The 14728-nt window shown below is 46.5% G+C and carries 15 protein-coding genes and 1 tRNA gene; 7 read left to right on the top strand and 9 right to left on the bottom strand.

What is annotated here, in order from left to right; translation table 11 throughout:
• Positions 1 to 15 precede the first annotated feature (15 nt).
• From A7983_RS17705 to rimJ, 3 genes are read right to left on the bottom strand one after another with little or no spacing between them, the layout of a single operon-like run.
• Positions 16 to 981 (bottom strand): Gfo/Idh/MocA family protein, encoded by a 966-nt coding sequence (locus A7983_RS17705; protein ID WP_005967723.1) that lies wholly within the window; start codon positions 979 to 981, stop codon positions 16 to 18.
• Between the two features lie 28 nt (positions 982 to 1009).
• Entirely contained in the window at positions 1010 to 1648 is a 639-nt protein-coding gene (locus tag A7983_RS17700; protein WP_005967722.1) for a YceH family protein, read from the bottom strand.
• A 9-nt stretch (positions 1649 to 1657) separates the two neighbouring features.
• Entirely contained in the window at positions 1658 to 2242 is a 585-nt protein-coding gene (gene rimJ / locus A7983_RS17695) for a ribosomal protein S5-alanine N-acetyltransferase (protein WP_005967721.1), read from the bottom strand.
• A 315-nt stretch (positions 2243 to 2557) separates the two neighbouring features.
• Between rimJ and mdtH the strand changes: the two genes are divergently transcribed.
• Positions 2558 to 3763, top strand: a complete 1206-nt coding sequence (gene mdtH, locus A7983_RS17690) for a multidrug efflux MFS transporter MdtH (protein WP_005967719.1) — start codon at positions 2558 to 2560, stop codon at positions 3761 to 3763.
• Positions 3764 to 4123: 360 nt separating this feature from the next.
• Positions 4124 to 4690 carry a lipoprotein gene (locus tag A7983_RS17685; RefSeq protein ID WP_005967717.1) on the top strand — a complete coding sequence of 189 codons (567 nt, stop codon included), beginning with the start codon at positions 4124 to 4126 and terminating at the stop codon, positions 4688 to 4690.
• Between the two features lie 77 nt (positions 4691 to 4767).
• Here the strand turns inward: A7983_RS17685 and A7983_RS17680 are convergent, their stop codons facing one another.
• Together A7983_RS17680 and A7983_RS17675 are read right to left on the bottom strand one after the other, a co-directional pair.
• Positions 4768 to 5343, bottom strand: a complete 576-nt coding sequence (locus tag A7983_RS17680; protein ID WP_005967715.1) for a TorD/DmsD family molecular chaperone — start codon at positions 5341 to 5343, stop codon at positions 4768 to 4770.
• 47 nt (positions 5344 to 5390) lie between these two features.
• The gene (locus A7983_RS17675) at positions 5391 to 6128 is read right to left on the bottom strand and encodes a phosphatase (protein ID WP_005967713.1); all 738 of its coding nucleotides are present in this window, start codon (positions 6126 to 6128) and stop codon (positions 5391 to 5393) included.
• A 279-nt stretch (positions 6129 to 6407) separates the two neighbouring features.
• Between A7983_RS17675 and A7983_RS17670 the strand changes: the two genes are divergently transcribed.
• The 4 genes from A7983_RS17670 to A7983_RS17655 all read left to right on the top strand — a co-directional run bounded on the left by A7983_RS17670 (position 6408) and on the right by A7983_RS17655 (position 10144).
• Positions 6408 to 6497: transfer RNA gene (locus A7983_RS17670), tRNA-Ser, on the top strand.
• Between the two features lie 272 nt (positions 6498 to 6769).
• Positions 6770 to 7825: a hypothetical protein gene (locus A7983_RS17665; protein WP_005967709.1), complete on the top strand. Its 1056-nt coding sequence runs from the start codon at positions 6770 to 6772 to the stop codon at positions 7823 to 7825.
• 165 nt (positions 7826 to 7990) lie between these two features.
• Positions 7991 to 8764, top strand: a complete 774-nt coding sequence (locus tag A7983_RS17660) for a lysozyme inhibitor LprI family protein (RefSeq protein WP_005967707.1) — start codon at positions 7991 to 7993, stop codon at positions 8762 to 8764.
• 18 nt (positions 8765 to 8782) lie between these two features.
• Positions 8783 to 10144 (top strand): lysozyme inhibitor LprI family protein, encoded by a 1362-nt coding sequence (locus A7983_RS17655; RefSeq protein WP_005967705.1) that lies wholly within the window; start codon positions 8783 to 8785, stop codon positions 10142 to 10144.
• A gap of 243 nt (positions 10145 to 10387) precedes the next feature.
• Here the strand turns inward: A7983_RS17655 and A7983_RS17650 are convergent, their stop codons facing one another.
• Both A7983_RS17650 and A7983_RS17645 read right to left on the bottom strand, forming a co-directional pair.
• Positions 10388 to 11137 carry an SDR family NAD(P)-dependent oxidoreductase gene (locus A7983_RS17650; RefSeq protein WP_005967703.1) on the bottom strand — a complete coding sequence of 250 codons (750 nt, stop codon included), beginning with the start codon at positions 11135 to 11137 and terminating at the stop codon, positions 10388 to 10390.
• A gap of 68 nt (positions 11138 to 11205) precedes the next feature.
• The gene (locus A7983_RS17645; RefSeq protein WP_005967701.1) at positions 11206 to 11637 is read right to left on the bottom strand and encodes a MarR family winged helix-turn-helix transcriptional regulator; all 432 of its coding nucleotides are present in this window, start codon (positions 11635 to 11637) and stop codon (positions 11206 to 11208) included.
• Between the two features lie 311 nt (positions 11638 to 11948).
• Between A7983_RS17645 and A7983_RS17640 the strand changes: the two genes are divergently transcribed.
• On the top strand, positions 11949 to 12254 hold the full coding sequence (locus A7983_RS17640; RefSeq protein ID WP_005967700.1) for a hypothetical protein: 306 nt from the start codon (positions 11949 to 11951) through the stop codon (positions 12252 to 12254).
• Between the two features lie 83 nt (positions 12255 to 12337).
• Here the strand turns inward: A7983_RS17640 and A7983_RS17635 are convergent, their stop codons facing one another.
• Together A7983_RS17635 and rmf are read right to left on the bottom strand one after the other, a co-directional pair.
• On the bottom strand, positions 12338 to 13897 hold the full coding sequence (locus A7983_RS17635) for a methyl-accepting chemotaxis protein (protein ID WP_005967698.1): 1560 nt from the start codon (positions 13895 to 13897) through the stop codon (positions 12338 to 12340).
• Positions 13898 to 14305: 408 nt separating this feature from the next.
• Positions 14306 to 14473, bottom strand: coding sequence for a ribosome modulation factor (rmf, locus tag A7983_RS23585; RefSeq protein WP_010276992.1), 168 nt, complete (start codon positions 14471 to 14473; stop codon positions 14306 to 14308).
• Positions 14474 to 14728: the final 255 nt, after the last annotated feature.

Below are 14728 nucleotides of genomic sequence, written 5' to 3'. Positions count from 1 at the left end.
TAACCGTTGAACTTTTCAGCTTTTTCTCAGCAATTCCTCAATCATACGCTGGGATAGTAACGCCTGATTACCTGATGTTTCCGCTGGTTTCCGTTGCTCAATCGCCGTCATGAAATGATGCACTGCACCGACAAACCCACGTTGTTCTAGCGTAGTTTGCCAGGATGGCACCGCTGGGGTGAACGTCATCCCTTCACGATCTTCACGCCATGCGCGCATCTCATCGACTTGATATAGGTTCCCCTTAGCAACAGCCTGAACCCATTCCCGCTGGCTACCGGCCTGACGATGCATGCTGGTCGTCACCTGACAGTTTCCGCTCTGAAAATGGTGCTCGGCATACAGCAATTGGCCGTCCGCATTGGCATGCAGAACACCATCAACCAATCGAGCATCACTTCCCGCTAGCCAGAGCGCGGTATCCACCACGTGTAGATAGTCGTCCAGTAAGGTAAAACGCACATCCTGCGGCCCGACGCTATCAATACGATGTTTATCCATGCGCAGAGAAGCAGGTTGATTTAACCGCTGTTTTAGCTGCTGATAACAGGGTGCGAAACGGCGATTAAAGCCGACCATCAAAATTTTTTGTTGTTGCTCTGCCAATTCAACCAGCGCTTCCGCCTGCTCCAGTGTCTCTGCCAGCGGTTTATCCACATAGACATCAACACCCGCCTTAAGCAGTTGGCTCACAACAGAGAAATGGCTGGCAGTACTGCTATGAACGAAAACCGCATCGCAGTGCGATGCCAACTCATCCAACGCAGAAAAGCTCGTCATCCGATAGTGTTGGCAAATCCGCTGCGTTTTTTGCTGGTCGGGAGAATAGGCACCAACCAGTTCCCAGCGCTCAGCCTGGCTGAGAATCGGCAAATAGGCTTTCTGCGCGATAGATCCCAGCCCGACGACACCAATGCGCGGGCGTCGGGTAGATACGGTAGATTCTGCGACGCGTTCCACGGAGGGTAGTTGGGGCTTCATAGCTGGTTTTCTCCCTGATACAGATTCATTACGCTAACAGCGCGGCAAGCTGGCGTTTGAGTTCAGCGACCTCTTTTTCTAACGCCTCAACCCGTTCGGTAAGCGGAGGCGAATTGTCGCTCGCGCTTTCCTCCTCAGGGGCCGCTATATCACTAACCTCACCGCTGAAAAGATGCTGATAGCGGCTTTCTCGTTTACCCGCTTCTCGTGCGAGCCTTACCACAAACGGCCCGTCATCACGCCGTTGCAGTTGTTCAAGGGTGGACTCAGCTTCGCCGACATCTGAAAAATCATACAGTCGGGCAGCACGCGTGCGCAGCTCGCCCGGTGTCTGTGAGCCACGCAGTAGCAGCGTCGTCACCAGCGCCACCTCCGCAGGGGAGAGTTTCAGGTCGCCAAATTCAGAATTACAAAAACGATGTTCGTACTTCACAACTCGGTTACCAAAGCCACTGAGCGTGCGCAGGAAATGCTTCTTCACGAGCAAATCCAGTGTTTGTTGCACCTCGCTTTCGCTCAACTCCATCACTGGCTCACGGTTGGTTTTCTGATTGCAAGCCGTGGTGATGCCGTTTAACGACATAGGGTATTGATCCGGTGTGGTGATCTGTTTTTCCAGCATACAACCGATCACGCGGGCTTCACGAGCATCCAATTGGTATTTCATCATTGTTCCTTAACGCGGAGATTTCCACTCGACGTTAGTCAGCGCGGTTAATACATGATCCTGCCATTTGCCATCAATGAGCAGATAGTCCTTCGCATAACCTTCGCGTTCAAAACCCAAACGCGTCAATAAGTTCCCACTACGCTGGTTATGCGGCATATAGTTAGCCATGATGCGATGCATATGCTGTTGGCGCTGCATATAACGCAGTGCCGACTGCAACGCTTCATACATCAGCCCCTGCCCCTGCCATTTTTGACCGAGGGAATAGCCCAGATAGCAGGCGTGGAACGATCCCCGTAGCACGTTGCTAAAATTAGCCACACCACACACTTCATTTTCATTCGGATCTAACAGGAGGAAGTAATAGGCACTGCCCTGTTTATGCATATCGTTAATCACACTCAGCCGCGCCTGCCAGCCTGATGGGTAACAATGGCTCGCGTCCCTCACGGGTTCCCACGGTTTGAGGAAATCACGATTCTCAGAATAGTATTCAGCCAGACGCCATGCATCGCGTTCATGGGCCAGACGCACCACCAGCCTGTCGGTTGTCAATTGCACTCTTGCTGGCGTTGAACGATAGCCAAACATTTTTCCCCCTACTTCTCCATGTTATCGATAAGTAAAATTCATCGGCACCAAAAAAATCGTTATTCTACACAAGCACAAAATATCGGTATTTCCGATAATCCTTACTATAACCACATAAATTCATAGACGTAAAACCCTCATCGCCGAGTTATTGCGCAATTGAATCAGGAAAGCGATTTTTTCTCGCTAAAATGCTACTCGTATAACGTTAAATCGATAAAAAAATATTATCCAACAATAGGCTATACCAAAGTCGAATTAGAGTACAAAATAGTCACGTCTGTTATTTTCCTTCTTTTTTCGTTGTGGTGAAACATGCCTCTGATGTCGCAAGCTCGGAGCTTGGGTAAATATTTTTTATTACTAGATAATATGCTGGTGGTTTTAGGGTTCTTCGTTGTTTTTCCCCTTATTTCCATTCGTTTTGTCGACGATCTCGGCTGGGCTGCATTATTAGTCGGTATCGCCTTGGGATTGCGCCAGTTTATTCAGCAAGGGCTCGGTATTTTCGGCGGGGCTATTGCCGATCGTTTTGGTGCCAAGCCGATGATTATTACCGGGATGCTGCTACGCGCCTCCGGTTTTGTGTTCATGGCAATTGCCGACGAACCCTGGCTGCTCTGGTTGTCTTGTGCGCTATCCGGTCTCGGTGGCACGTTATTCGATCCACCGCGTACCGCGCTGGTGATCAAGCTAATTCGTCCGCAAGAACGCGGTCGTTTCTATTCGCTGCTGATGATGCAAGACAGCGCCGGTGCGGTTATCGGTGCCCTCATCGGCAGTTGGCTGCTTCAGTACGATTTCGAGATTGTCTGCTGGGCGGGGGCCGTCATCTTCGTGCTTGCGGCTGGGTTGAATGCCTGGTTGCTGCCAGCCTATCGCATTTCGACGGTAAGAACGCCGATCGGGGAAGGCCTGATGCGCGTGATTCGCGATCGCCGTTTCCTGATGTACGTATTAACGCTGACGGGCTACTACATGCTGGCCGTGCAAGTGCTGTTGATGCTTCCCATTATGGTCAATCAACTCGCCGGAACACCGTCTGCCGTGAAATGGATGTATGCCATTGAAGCAACGCTGTCGCTGACGCTGCTTTATCCTATCGCCCGCTGGAGCGAGAAACACTTCCGGCTGGAACAACGCCTGATGGCAGGACTTTTTATCATGTCCGTCAGCATGTTTCCGATCGGGATGACGACAGAGCTTCAAACCCTGCTGATGCTTATCAGCCTGTTTTACATTGGCTCGATTATCGCCGAACCCGCGCGTGAAACCTTGAGTGCCTCGCTGGCAGATTCCAGAGCCAGGGGCAGCTATATGGGTTTCAGTCGGCTTGGGTTGGCGCTTGGTGGCGCGATTGGCTATAGCGGCGGCGGCTGGCTGTTTGATACCGGACATGCGCTGAATCAGCCGGAGCTACCGTGGTTCATGCTCGGCACCATCGGGCTCCTGACATTAGCCGCACTGTACTGGCAGTTCAACCAACGTCGCATCGAACCTGCAATGTTAGGTGGTCATTAGTTTGAATGTTACCGACGAGCTTACTCTCGTCGGTAAACACCTTCTATGCTCATTCCATCAACAATGATAACCGCAACTCGCTCATCCGCCCCTTGTCGCCTGGCTACGTAAAGTCGCCGAATATACAACACGGCGTCTGATTATTCGTGCGTTGCTTAGGCGACCTTTAACGAATTTCCCCTCGCCTTTGAAGCGGTATCCTTCTGGCATTTCAGTGCTATCCTATTGTTCACTCTGCGCATCGGGCGCACGCTGCCCATGCGGGATCATGTTGATTGCCCATATAAATAGATCGTTCACGTAAAGACATTGTCCGTATAAATAAATCGTGCGCATAAATGGTATTAAGAGGTCAGAATAATGAAAAAATCAGGATGGATGGCTGCAACTGCGGTGCTGCTTGCCTTTACGCTCAGCGGCTGTAATAAGCTCACCCAATACACGCTCAGTGAACAGGAAGTGAATGTGTACCTGCAAAAACACAATGATTACCAGAAACAGCTAGGCGTGCCTGGCGTAGTGGATGCACACATCGTTTTAACCGAACTATCCAGCCAGATTGGTCGTGCAGAGCCGGGCAAAGTGACTCTGACGGGTAATGCAAAGGTCGATATCTCTTCCCTTCTGGGTAATCAGGCTGCGGATATGAAGCTTACACTGAAAGCACAGCCGGTATTTGATAAGGCCCAAGGCGCGATTTATCTGAAGGACATGGAACTGGTTGATTACACGGTGCAACCGGAAAAAATGCAGGCGGTGATGAAAACGCTGAGCCCTTACCTCAATCAATCACTAAAAAGCTATTTTGATCAAAAACCGGCTTATGTACTGAATGCAGATAAGAGTACAACAGAATCGCTGGCGAAGAAGATGGCGAAAGGTATCGAAATTAAACCGGGCCAGATCGTTATCCTGTTTACCGACTAATGCTCACTCGCCGATAGCACACTCGATTCTGCTATCGGCGTATTAGGTTTCATACTGCGGGGCTTCATCCCACCGTGTTACTCTTCCGCTTCCGGTTCGTCTTCTTCTTCGCTTTCGCCCAGCTCATCCCGCATGGCTTCCAGCGCTTCGCGGCACACTATCGCTAATGTGCGATAGAATGCGGTGGTAGCATGACTTTCTACTTTGCCGAGGAAACGATCGCTCCACGGTAATAGATATTCATCAAACAACGTAATTTGCGCCGCGGTTTCATCTTCTTGTGCCTGATCTTCCAGCCATGATGCCGCCAACAACAAGCTACCAAAATGACCAACCACTCCGTCATTTAACGGCATACCGCGCTGTTGCAAGAAGGTACGAATTTCCGCATCGTCGGCATCGCTTTCATAGGACGAACGCAACGGTGAAACCGATCCGTTTTCTTGATCGAACAGCGCCTGATAATCTGCCGCCATAGCCGGCAAATCCAGACCTTTTTGCCACCGTGCTAGCAAGGCATCCTGATCCAGCGGCCAGTGCTGTGCCAGTTTCCCCTCTTTAATCAGCGTAAATAACGGTGTCAGCAAAGGATCCTGCGGCTGGCGATAAAACAGCGTGCCCAACAGACGACACACGATAGAAAACTCGTTCATTCATAATCCTATTCATTTTTAAGTGACACTCTTTTTAAGTGACGGCGTCACAAATCAGCCAATTCAGCGATTGCAGGCATCCCACGTTGTTCAAGGAAATCCAACACACGCCGGGGACTGACATTTAATATCCGATCCTGCGGGAAGTTCACTTCCTGCAAAATACGTTCACAGTGGGTAAAGTCTCCCAGAGAAAACGCAATATGGGAATCCGAACCTAAAGAAAGCAATCCACCTGCATCACGAACTGCCTCAGCAATCGCCCGACAATTTGGCTCACTGCCTTTGCGTGAATGCATAAAAGAAGAGTTATTCAGCTCTAATGCCACATTGTATTTCGCTGCAGCTTCCGCAATCGCACGGATATCGACGGGAAACTTCGGATTACCGGGATGACTAATGATATGAGCATCCCCACGCGCCATGGTCGCGATCATGGCCGCAGTATGCGTTTCTCTATCCTGTGGTGGAAAAACCGGCTCATGAAAGCCTGCAATAATCATATCCACCTGCTCCAACATAGGTCCGGTGCAGTCGATGTCACCTTCGATATTTTTAATATTCGCTTCGATACCTCGCAGGATGCCAACACCATCAACCAAACGCGGCCAAACGCGCATATTCATGAAGTGCCAATAATGCGGCGCATCTGCCATATCCGGGCCATGATCGGTAATAGCAAACAGGCGGATATTTTTTTGCTGCGCCTCGGCGATGTAATCGTGCAGGGTACTGTAAGCATGTGTACTGGCAACGGTGTGCATATGTAGATCGACGGGATACATAGGTTCTCCTAAGTCAACGTTTGCTAGTCAGCATACCATTTTCAGGGGTATTCCGCAGCCAGCGAGCGAAATTACAACGCATGATTAACACAAATGAAACATTGTGTTTTGCAACAATGCAGGGGAAATAAACGCGTGTGGGAGCAAAAACGGTGAGCAAAGCAACAAACTGCGTTAACTTTAGCTCATTGCGCACATTGAGTGCAGAAGTTTGTTGACGCTGTTCAGCAATTTCCCTACATTAGCGCCGTCCGCCACGATGATATACGGCGAGGCCCCGGTGAGGTGTCCGAGAGGCTGAAGGAGCACGCCTGGAAAGTGTGTATACGTGAAAACGTATCAAGGGTTCGAATCCCTTCCTCACCGCCATATTTTTCACAAAATCAATAATTTATTTATCCTATTTGATTTTGCTGACCATAAAGTCATACATAAAAAGTTCGCTTAGGCGGGCTTTTTTGCTTTTGGGATCCAGCCTCTCTCTCACTAGGCTGGTGTTTTCCTGCATCCACCGACCTCTCATACGCCGGAATGTAATCAGGAAGCCTTTGAGCCAAAATGCCAAAGCTGGACATCGGTTATTCCGAATGGTTGAATCTTGTTTGCCTTAATCTATTTGCAAATAAACCACGGAGAGCCCAGTGGCACACTATTGGTGGAAAGATTTACTTGATCGAAATAACGTCTGGCAAGGGCTAGAGCTGATCGTTCAAGGTCAAGACCCTTCAAAACAGAATATAGAGATACTCAGCGGCCACCATGGGCGTATGTCGCTACAGGTTCGGGGCGAAGCACTTTTCTGGGCCTCAATGCTGAAAGATCACTCTGGCGTTTGGTTGGTGTTTAATGCCGATCACCCTGACCAGCAGGGTTTATTATCTCCTGTGACCTCAAATGAGGTGGAGGCAGTGAAAAAACAGGGCGAGCAGGCATGGGTAAGCGAATGGTGTCGCTATTTCGCTCGACAGTTGATTCAGACACCTGAACCGTTACTTCCTGAGCGTCGCTGGCTGTTAAGGCCCATGGCATCCGTCGGTCGTAGCGCACCCTATACCATTCAACAGACAGCCACCGTCGAAAACTGGCATTTCCATTCGCCAGCCAGTACTGGAAATATAGGATGTGATTGGGTGCTTTATGGCGAAGATTTCCCTGATTTAACCAATCCGCAAAAAGTGAGTCTGGTGGACTGGTGGTGGGGCGGAAACTTACTGTTAGGACGTTATGCGGTAAAAACCGAGACAGGGCGGCTGAAGTGGTGGCGTAAAAAGTGTCGAGAAGGCACGTTGCCGCCAGTGTTGGTCTGGTATGTCGCCGGGTTGGCATCATTCGTAATCCTTGACGGCCACTACCGTCTACAAGCCGCGATAGAGGAAGGCATCCCGCCGTTATTTCTGGTACTTAGCGAACTCAATGAACGGGCGTTTCCCCCTGAACCTGAGCATCAGGAACGCATTCTCCGTGCGCTGGAGCAACAACAACATAAGAATCCGGGATACAGTGTTGAAGGGATCAACCAGACGTTAATCAATCTCTATGATACTCGCTATCTGTATGCATCCACTCACAGTCGGGCCGTTCTCGGTAAAGGTGACTCTTGGGCGCGAGACGTCAAAGCTTATTTACATAAGTATCACTGTGAGGAAAATCTGGAAAAGATCCTTAACCGCGTGAATGATGAGCCTCCCCCCCGTTGAGCGATCCTACCTGAGCCAGGCACAGCCCTAAGCGAGTCAATCTCCCCACATACTCATATTGAGCTACCTTGATGTAAATCAATACATAGTGATGGACAGATAAGAAACCTTGACGAGGTACGACAAAACGGCAGGATATAGCCACTCTGATAAAAGGATAACATCATGCGTCATATTGCATTTTATAGTCTCTGTGTAGGGATAATACATAGCCTCTTTTTCACCAGTTCAGTTAATGCTGCAAGTTTCGACTGTAAGAAAGCAGAGGGGAAAATAGATCGCACAATATGCAACCATCCCGAACTCTCCTCTCTGGATGAAGAAATGAGCACTTTGTATTTTAGTATAAAAAACGATCCCATTATTCCGTCTGAGAACCTAAAAATAAGGCAGAAAACCTTCCTCTCTGCAAGAAATGCTTGCGTGCGTGCAAAAAACGTATCGGCATGTCTGGAGGATAGTTATCAAGAAATTATTAATGAGTATCGACAAACACCAAGAAGTACAGATATAGATAATTTTCAATTTAGTATGAACATTAAAAAAAGATACATACGGTTCGATCTGTCCTATCCTGAATGGCCATATTTGGCAGATGTTTATGTGACAGCAGCCGGGTGTTCTGAAGGAACATGGTGTGAATCAAATGGGTATCTGGCCGTCAAAGATACCACGACAGAGTTAATCACACAGGTTATCTATTTACCTCACGCATTTTTCTTCATGGAAGCTGGCGGTTATAATAAAATAAGCATTTCATATAATAAGAAAATGAAAGGATTACTATCCATATTTGATGACACTCAAGGAGACGACGTTAACATCATCATTCCATGTGCATCAGGTAGAGGCAAGGCCAATGAAATGGACTTTCAATATAGGAACAATCGAGTTTATTTTCTGATTGATAAGAATAGCTGCGCACGGAAAATTGATTAGATTTCTGGGAGTAATAAAATGGCAATAAATAAAATAATATTTTTGTTTTCACTGATGGCTTCAAATGCAGTTCAAGCAATAGTTTGCTCTGCTGCACAGAGCGATGTCGAGAAAAAGATATGTGCTTCTGAACCATTAATGCAATTGGATACTGCATTAAACAAATGGTACAGCCAGGTAGAGAAGTCACAGATCAACCCAGCAAAACTTCATGAAGATGAAAGGAATTGGTTGCAGCAACGTGATCAATGTGCCGATGAATCGTGTTTAATTGTTTCATACAAATTTCGTCTCTCGCAACTGCGAGATATTGAACGTTACGGCGATGCCAGAGCCGTTACTAGTTACCTGAAGAGGGTTAGAACGACTCGGTCCATGCCTTATGTGTCTGAGGGAAACCCAATCTCGTTCAGTGGCTCCAAGTATTCTCTTCAAGCGGAAAATTGGGTCTATAAACCGTTCTACACCGATAATGAGCGTTTGAAAACTTTAGAACAACTGAAGAAAATCTATCCAGATACAGAAAACAATACTCAAGTAAAGAAAATTGTAGGTAGTGTTATAACGGATAAAAATGTATATCTCTATATCCTACATTATAATGGCATTCATGTTTACGATAGTATTTCCAGGAAAAATACCTATTCTCGCACGTCGCAGTTAGTTCAGATATCAGAACAAGGTGACATTACGATTGTAGACATCAGTAATGATGAAAAAACCCCAAAAAATCCAAATTCTGATTCTTATTATGAGCTACATAGTTTTGACATTGACGAACGCGGAAATATTTACTTCATCAACAATGAAAATCCGCACCCTACGTTAAAAAAATGGTCAGCCTCACAGCAAAAAATTGAAATACTTTCCGATGATGAACTGTCTCAATACAAAAATAAACATCCAGATAAAGGAACATGGTCATGGACAGGTAAATGTGGCGATGTTGAGTGTAAAAGTCGGGTGGGAATAGATGATTCAGCGCACTATGCGTTACATTATCCCAAGCCGAACAGGCAAAACCCTCGCGACGATTATACTGCTTATGATGCTCATTTTGCAGACAGTTTATTTTACATCAAAAAAAATGGCGACGTTGAAACAATAGTAAAAGAAAATCATGACAATAAAAATACGTGGTTTTTATTTTCGGAACCAACATGTACTAACGATAATGCATGTTATTTTATCAATCATCATGACATGGCCGGTGTTTGGAAGATTAATCAAGATAAAAAAACGTTAACGCATATTACACCACTAAGCCGAATAGACAAAATAACGGCTACTCGTTACAAGAATAAAGATTATATTTTCATGCTCTTTGACTCAATGAACCATATATATGTCGCAACATCGCAAATAGATGAGGATAAATAAAGGAACATCTTCATTTCATCAACTACCACAGCTAAAATAGGTGGTAGTTGATGAGATAATTTAACGCACATCGGAGGGGGGTTATGAAGCAAAAATATCCCCCCAGCCTTATTCGTCAGAACCAGAGTACCAAATGGTACTTACGGTACATGATTATAGTAGATTGCTAGCAGTAAATCTGAATCCATATCTAATTTATTCAACAGTACATTGATTTTATATCACAAAAAATCATTTATCATTTTACTGCGCTAAATAACCGCCATCGATAGGATATACCCCACCGGTACAGAAACTGGCCATATCTGACAACAAGAAAGAAACGAAATTAGCAACCTCGCGTCTTGTAGCAAATCGTTTCATTGGATGGCTATGACTAAATGCTTCAAGAACGTTTGCGGGAACGTCCCTCATTCTGGGGGTATCGACATATCCTGGAGCAACAGCATTCACCCGTATTCCTTTATCAGCAAATTCAAGGGCGGCTGATTGCGTTAGTCCAATTACACCATGCTTGGCAACCGTATATGGCGCTAAGCCCGCAATACCGACTAAACCATTAACAGCGGAAAGATTAATAATTGACCCTCCGCCACTTTTTAACATTGCAGGGATCTCATATTTTAAACAATAAAACACACCGCTCAGGCTGGTATTGATAACACTGTTCCAGTCATCAATACTCTGATCCGGTATATTTTTATTATGCGCACCCGTGATCCCTGCATTATTCACGGCCAAGTGCAGCGCACCAAATTTTTTCATTACGCTATTAATCATCCGCTCCACTGATATAGGGTCTGCAACATCGCATTCTACGCCTAAAGTAACTTGCCCCGTTTTATCTAACTCGTAAGCTTTTTTTTCTGACCGTTCTTTATTTTTTGATGCGATAACAACATAAGCCCCATTCTCATGTAAAACATCCGCGATAGTTTCACCAATACCATTAGTACTGCCCGTTACAATCGCTACCTTATTTGCAAAATTCATTATTAATTTCCTTATATAGAAAGTTATTAATAAGCATCACATGGTTTTTCTTGTCGTCGAATGCAGAATTAAGTACGGCTAAGGTCGAGCACGCTGCTAACTTTATTACATAATTCGGTATAAATAGCTTGCTCTCCGGGCGTTAATACTCCCGTTACTAATTTTGCCATATCATGATGGCCTGTCGACGCTCGCGAGAGGAAGTCCCTTCCTGATTCAGAAATGATAGTTCTCTGCTCGCGACGATCTATATCGTCCTGATCTTGCGTAACGAAGCCCAGATCTTTAAGCACCCTCAGCGACTTTGACATACTTGTTCGCGTGATACCCAATTTATCACTTAACGTGGAGGGGGTAGATGGTCCATTTAAGCGTAATACTTCAAGGATATCATACTGCCCCCATGACACCTTTTCTGGCGTGTAGTAAGCCCTGCGAGCGACAAGAACACACTGTAATCGGGATAAAGCGGTTTCTAGTGTATCAATGGCCTCAGACATATCGTTCACCCTTTCGCTACGAACTCGTGGACTTACGATAGATGATTTCCAAAATGAAATCAAATTTCTATTTTAAAGGCTATTTAAAGGAATTATGATTTCCATTTGGAAATCATAATCTAATGACGCACATGCTGTTATGAGGGGGTAATAAGATTCTCTTTGTAGATCCTTCAGCCCAATGATGGTAAGGCCCACAGCGGTGTAACAATCACACATAGGCATCGCTTGGAATGAGAACTTATCTAAAGTAATGGCCTTGTACTCCGGTTTTCTAACCCGGTCAATATTATGACCAACGGATGAAAACTATGATTGAAGTTCAGAATAACCTTCCCAACACGGATCCAAGTACGGATAAAGAAACAACGGATTTTTATCCGTTTATGAGTCCTGCCGTTAACAATAAAAAGTCTTACCTAGCTTATAACCGCAAGATGGGTTATGCCACGACAGTAAGGATCCTAATGGATAGAAATAATGTGAGCGTGATGATTAACGAACTGAAGGAGTGGAGAACGAAAAATTTCATTAAAAAAGCCAATGACATTATTGGCGACTGTGACGCGTATTCATTAATAATGGAGAATCCGCGTCACACTTTTCATATAAAATAGCGTTTTAACATAACCCGGCATAATTAAAAAAAGGGTAAATGGGCAAGGTTCGTTGATACACGAACCCTGCCATTGTGCGCGGATTACCTTGCCCCAAGTGCCAGATAGCTGCCTGCGGATTCATCTACGCGGAATTGTTCAACGGTGCGTGACAGTTCTTGTGCCTGTTCATTCAACGAGTGTGCCGCAGCTAATGCTTCTTGAACCAACGCCGCATTCTGTTCGGTGCTCTGATCCATCTGCGATATCGCGAGATTAACCTGCTCAATGCCCGAACGCTGTTCCGCACTCGCTACGCTGATTTCGCCCATCATGGATGTTACGCGATGTACGCTCTCAACCACTTCATTCATGGTATCGCCAGCCTGCTTCACGAAATCCGTGCCCTCTCCAACCTTGGCAACAGAATCATCAATCAAGCCTTTAATTTCTCTGGCTGCGGATGCCGATCGCTGCGCCAGCGTGCGCACTTCACTTGCGACCACCGCGAAACCACGCCCTTGCTCTCCAGCCCGTGCCGCTTCCACCGCGGCATTCAGCGCCAGAATGTTCGTCTGGAACGCAATACTGTCAATAACGCCGATGATATCCACAATCTTACGCGATGATAGACTGATCGAATCCATCGTCACGACAACTCGGCTAACAACGTCACCGCCGCGAACGGCCACATCCGATGCCGATACGGCGAGTTCATTCGCATACCGCGCATTATCCGCGTTCTGTTTCACCGTTGCGGTCAGTTGTTCCATAGCCGCAGCCGTCTGTTCTAAGGCGCTGGCCTGCGATTCGGTACGCGAGGACAAATCGCCGTTACCCGATGCGATCTGCGTTGACGCCGTGGCAATGGAATTTGTGCTGCTGCGAACCTGATTAACCAAATGTGATAGGTTGTCGCGCATCGCACGGATTGCGTAAAGAATACTGGTTTGATCGCCCGGCTTCGTTTCAACATCAACGCGTAAGTTGCCTTCCGCGATCTCGCGTACCACATCAACCGCGTACTGCGGCTCACCGCCAAGTTGGCGCATCAGCGTGCGCAACATATTCCATGCAAATGCGGAAATAATTAACAGTAGGACCAGCCCTAAAGACAGCAGGATCAGCGCATTGCGCCAGAATGTCTGCTGAATATCATCAATGTAATCACCGTAGCCAATCGTCCAGTCCCAAGGCTCAAATTTGATGACAGCATAGAGCTTCTCAACCTTATTCTGCTGCCCAGGGCGCGTCCCTTCGGCAATCACCGTACCGATCGTCTTGCCTTGCAGGGAAGCACGGTAGCGTTCTCCGGCCTCCTTGCCGCCGTTGGCATCGACGATACCAACACGCTTAGGGTTAGGGTGAACATAGTTCACATCGTTCGTGTAACCGCGCACGAAGAAATAGCGATCGCCTTGATGGAAACTGGCTATCGCCCGTTTGGCTTCTTTCTCTGCTTCGTCGCGCGACAGTTGACCACTTTTCTCCAGGTCATACGCTTTCTGCGCCGCCGAATGAGCCAGTTCCACCAGCGTAGAGAGTTGGCCAGTGCGCTCACTCATCATCGTGCTATAAAGCGTATTCAGCGCCACCGCAGATAAAATTAGCATCCCTAACAAGGTCGTACCGCATAGCAGTGCAATTCTGGTTCGTAGTTTCACTGTATTCTTCTCTCTAATCTCTAACTTCTTTTCAGAAAATTCCGAAGAAAAAGTTACACTACATTGCCGTCTTGAGCCATACCATTCAGGTAGTAATGATAGATTTTTTAACAAAAAATAATGAATAATTACCCTATTCGCTCAATTTAAAACCACATTCGCGCAATAACGACAAAAAAAATGAGAAAAATGGTCGAAAGCGAAATGATTACGTAAACGACGTTACAGCAACAACAAAGCCCCGGATCGTCATCCGCAGCCATGTTATTTGTTGAGCGTATTGAGCGATCGCGTCTGTCAGTTGATCTCTGTATCGAGTGAACAGAGAGAGGCAAAATCAGAGTATTTGACCCCTAAAAACAAAAGCCTCCGCAAAAGCGGAGGCGTTCCCTCTAATGACAAGGCGCGCTAAGCGGTAACAGCCCTGTCCTCCATGGCTTTTCGCCAGCCTCCCAACCAGTAAGACCGAGCATTAATTGATTGATAAGGACAAAATTCCTTTGGTCTACCCACAATACCAGCTTGATAACCACGTGAATGAGCCCGTTCAAGGCGATCGCGTTTCTGTCTCTTCATGCCTTATTTCCCTCATTATTTATCTGGTGGAAAGAAAACAATGATTACTTTATAAGCAACCACAGACTATCAATACCGATTCTGCCGCCAAAGGTCAAGGCGCAAAATTCACGCCAGTGTCATATTTGTGATCCAAAATAGGAATTTTCCCCATTAAAGCACGAAAAAAACTAACCATTTGAAAACAATAAAAAACCTCTAAAAACGCAACGCAATCACAGCATTACATCTTTAGAGGTCTGATTTTTATCACCT

The organism is Pectobacterium wasabiae CFBP 3304, from assembly GCF_001742185.1.
GTDB classification, from domain to species: Bacteria; Pseudomonadota; Gammaproteobacteria; order Enterobacterales; family Enterobacteriaceae; genus Pectobacterium; species Pectobacterium wasabiae.
Note: the sequence above shows the minus strand (reverse complement) of the source record. Positions and strands in the feature narration are given on the sequence as shown.

Excerpts from the sequence above, each read along its gene's own strand:
- A7983_RS17705 (WP_005967723.1), bottom strand. The coding sequence starts at position 981 with ATGAAGCCCCAACTACCCTCCGTGGAACGCGTCGCAGAATCTACCGTA.
- A7983_RS17700 (WP_005967722.1), bottom strand. The coding sequence starts at position 1,648 with ATGAAATACCAATTGGATGCTCGTGAAGCCCGCGTGATCGGTTGTATG.
- rimJ (WP_005967721.1), bottom strand. The coding sequence starts at position 2,242 with ATGTTTGGCTATCGTTCAACGCCAGCAAGAGTGCAATTGACAACCGAC.
- mdtH (WP_005967719.1), top strand. The coding sequence starts at position 2,558 with ATGCCTCTGATGTCGCAAGCTCGGAGCTTGGGTAAATATTTTTTATTA.
- A7983_RS17685 (WP_005967717.1), top strand. The coding sequence starts at position 4,124 with ATGAAAAAATCAGGATGGATGGCTGCAACTGCGGTGCTGCTTGCCTTT.
- A7983_RS17680 (WP_005967715.1), bottom strand. The coding sequence starts at position 5,343 with ATGAACGAGTTTTCTATCGTGTGTCGTCTGTTGGGCACGCTGTTTTAT.
- A7983_RS17675 (WP_005967713.1), bottom strand. The coding sequence starts at position 6,128 with ATGTATCCCGTCGATCTACATATGCACACCGTTGCCAGTACACATGCT.
- A7983_RS17660 (WP_005967707.1), top strand. The coding sequence starts at position 7,991 with ATGCGTCATATTGCATTTTATAGTCTCTGTGTAGGGATAATACATAGC.
- A7983_RS17655 (WP_005967705.1), top strand. The coding sequence starts at position 8,783 with ATGGCAATAAATAAAATAATATTTTTGTTTTCACTGATGGCTTCAAAT.
- A7983_RS17650 (WP_005967703.1), bottom strand. The coding sequence starts at position 11,137 with ATGAATTTTGCAAATAAGGTAGCGATTGTAACGGGCAGTACTAATGGT.
- A7983_RS17645 (WP_005967701.1), bottom strand. The coding sequence starts at position 11,637 with ATGTCTGAGGCCATTGATACACTAGAAACCGCTTTATCCCGATTACAG.
- A7983_RS17640 (WP_005967700.1), top strand. The coding sequence starts at position 11,949 with ATGATTGAAGTTCAGAATAACCTTCCCAACACGGATCCAAGTACGGAT.
- rmf (WP_010276992.1), bottom strand. The coding sequence starts at position 14,473 with ATGAAGAGACAGAAACGCGATCGCCTTGAACGGGCTCATTCACGTGGT.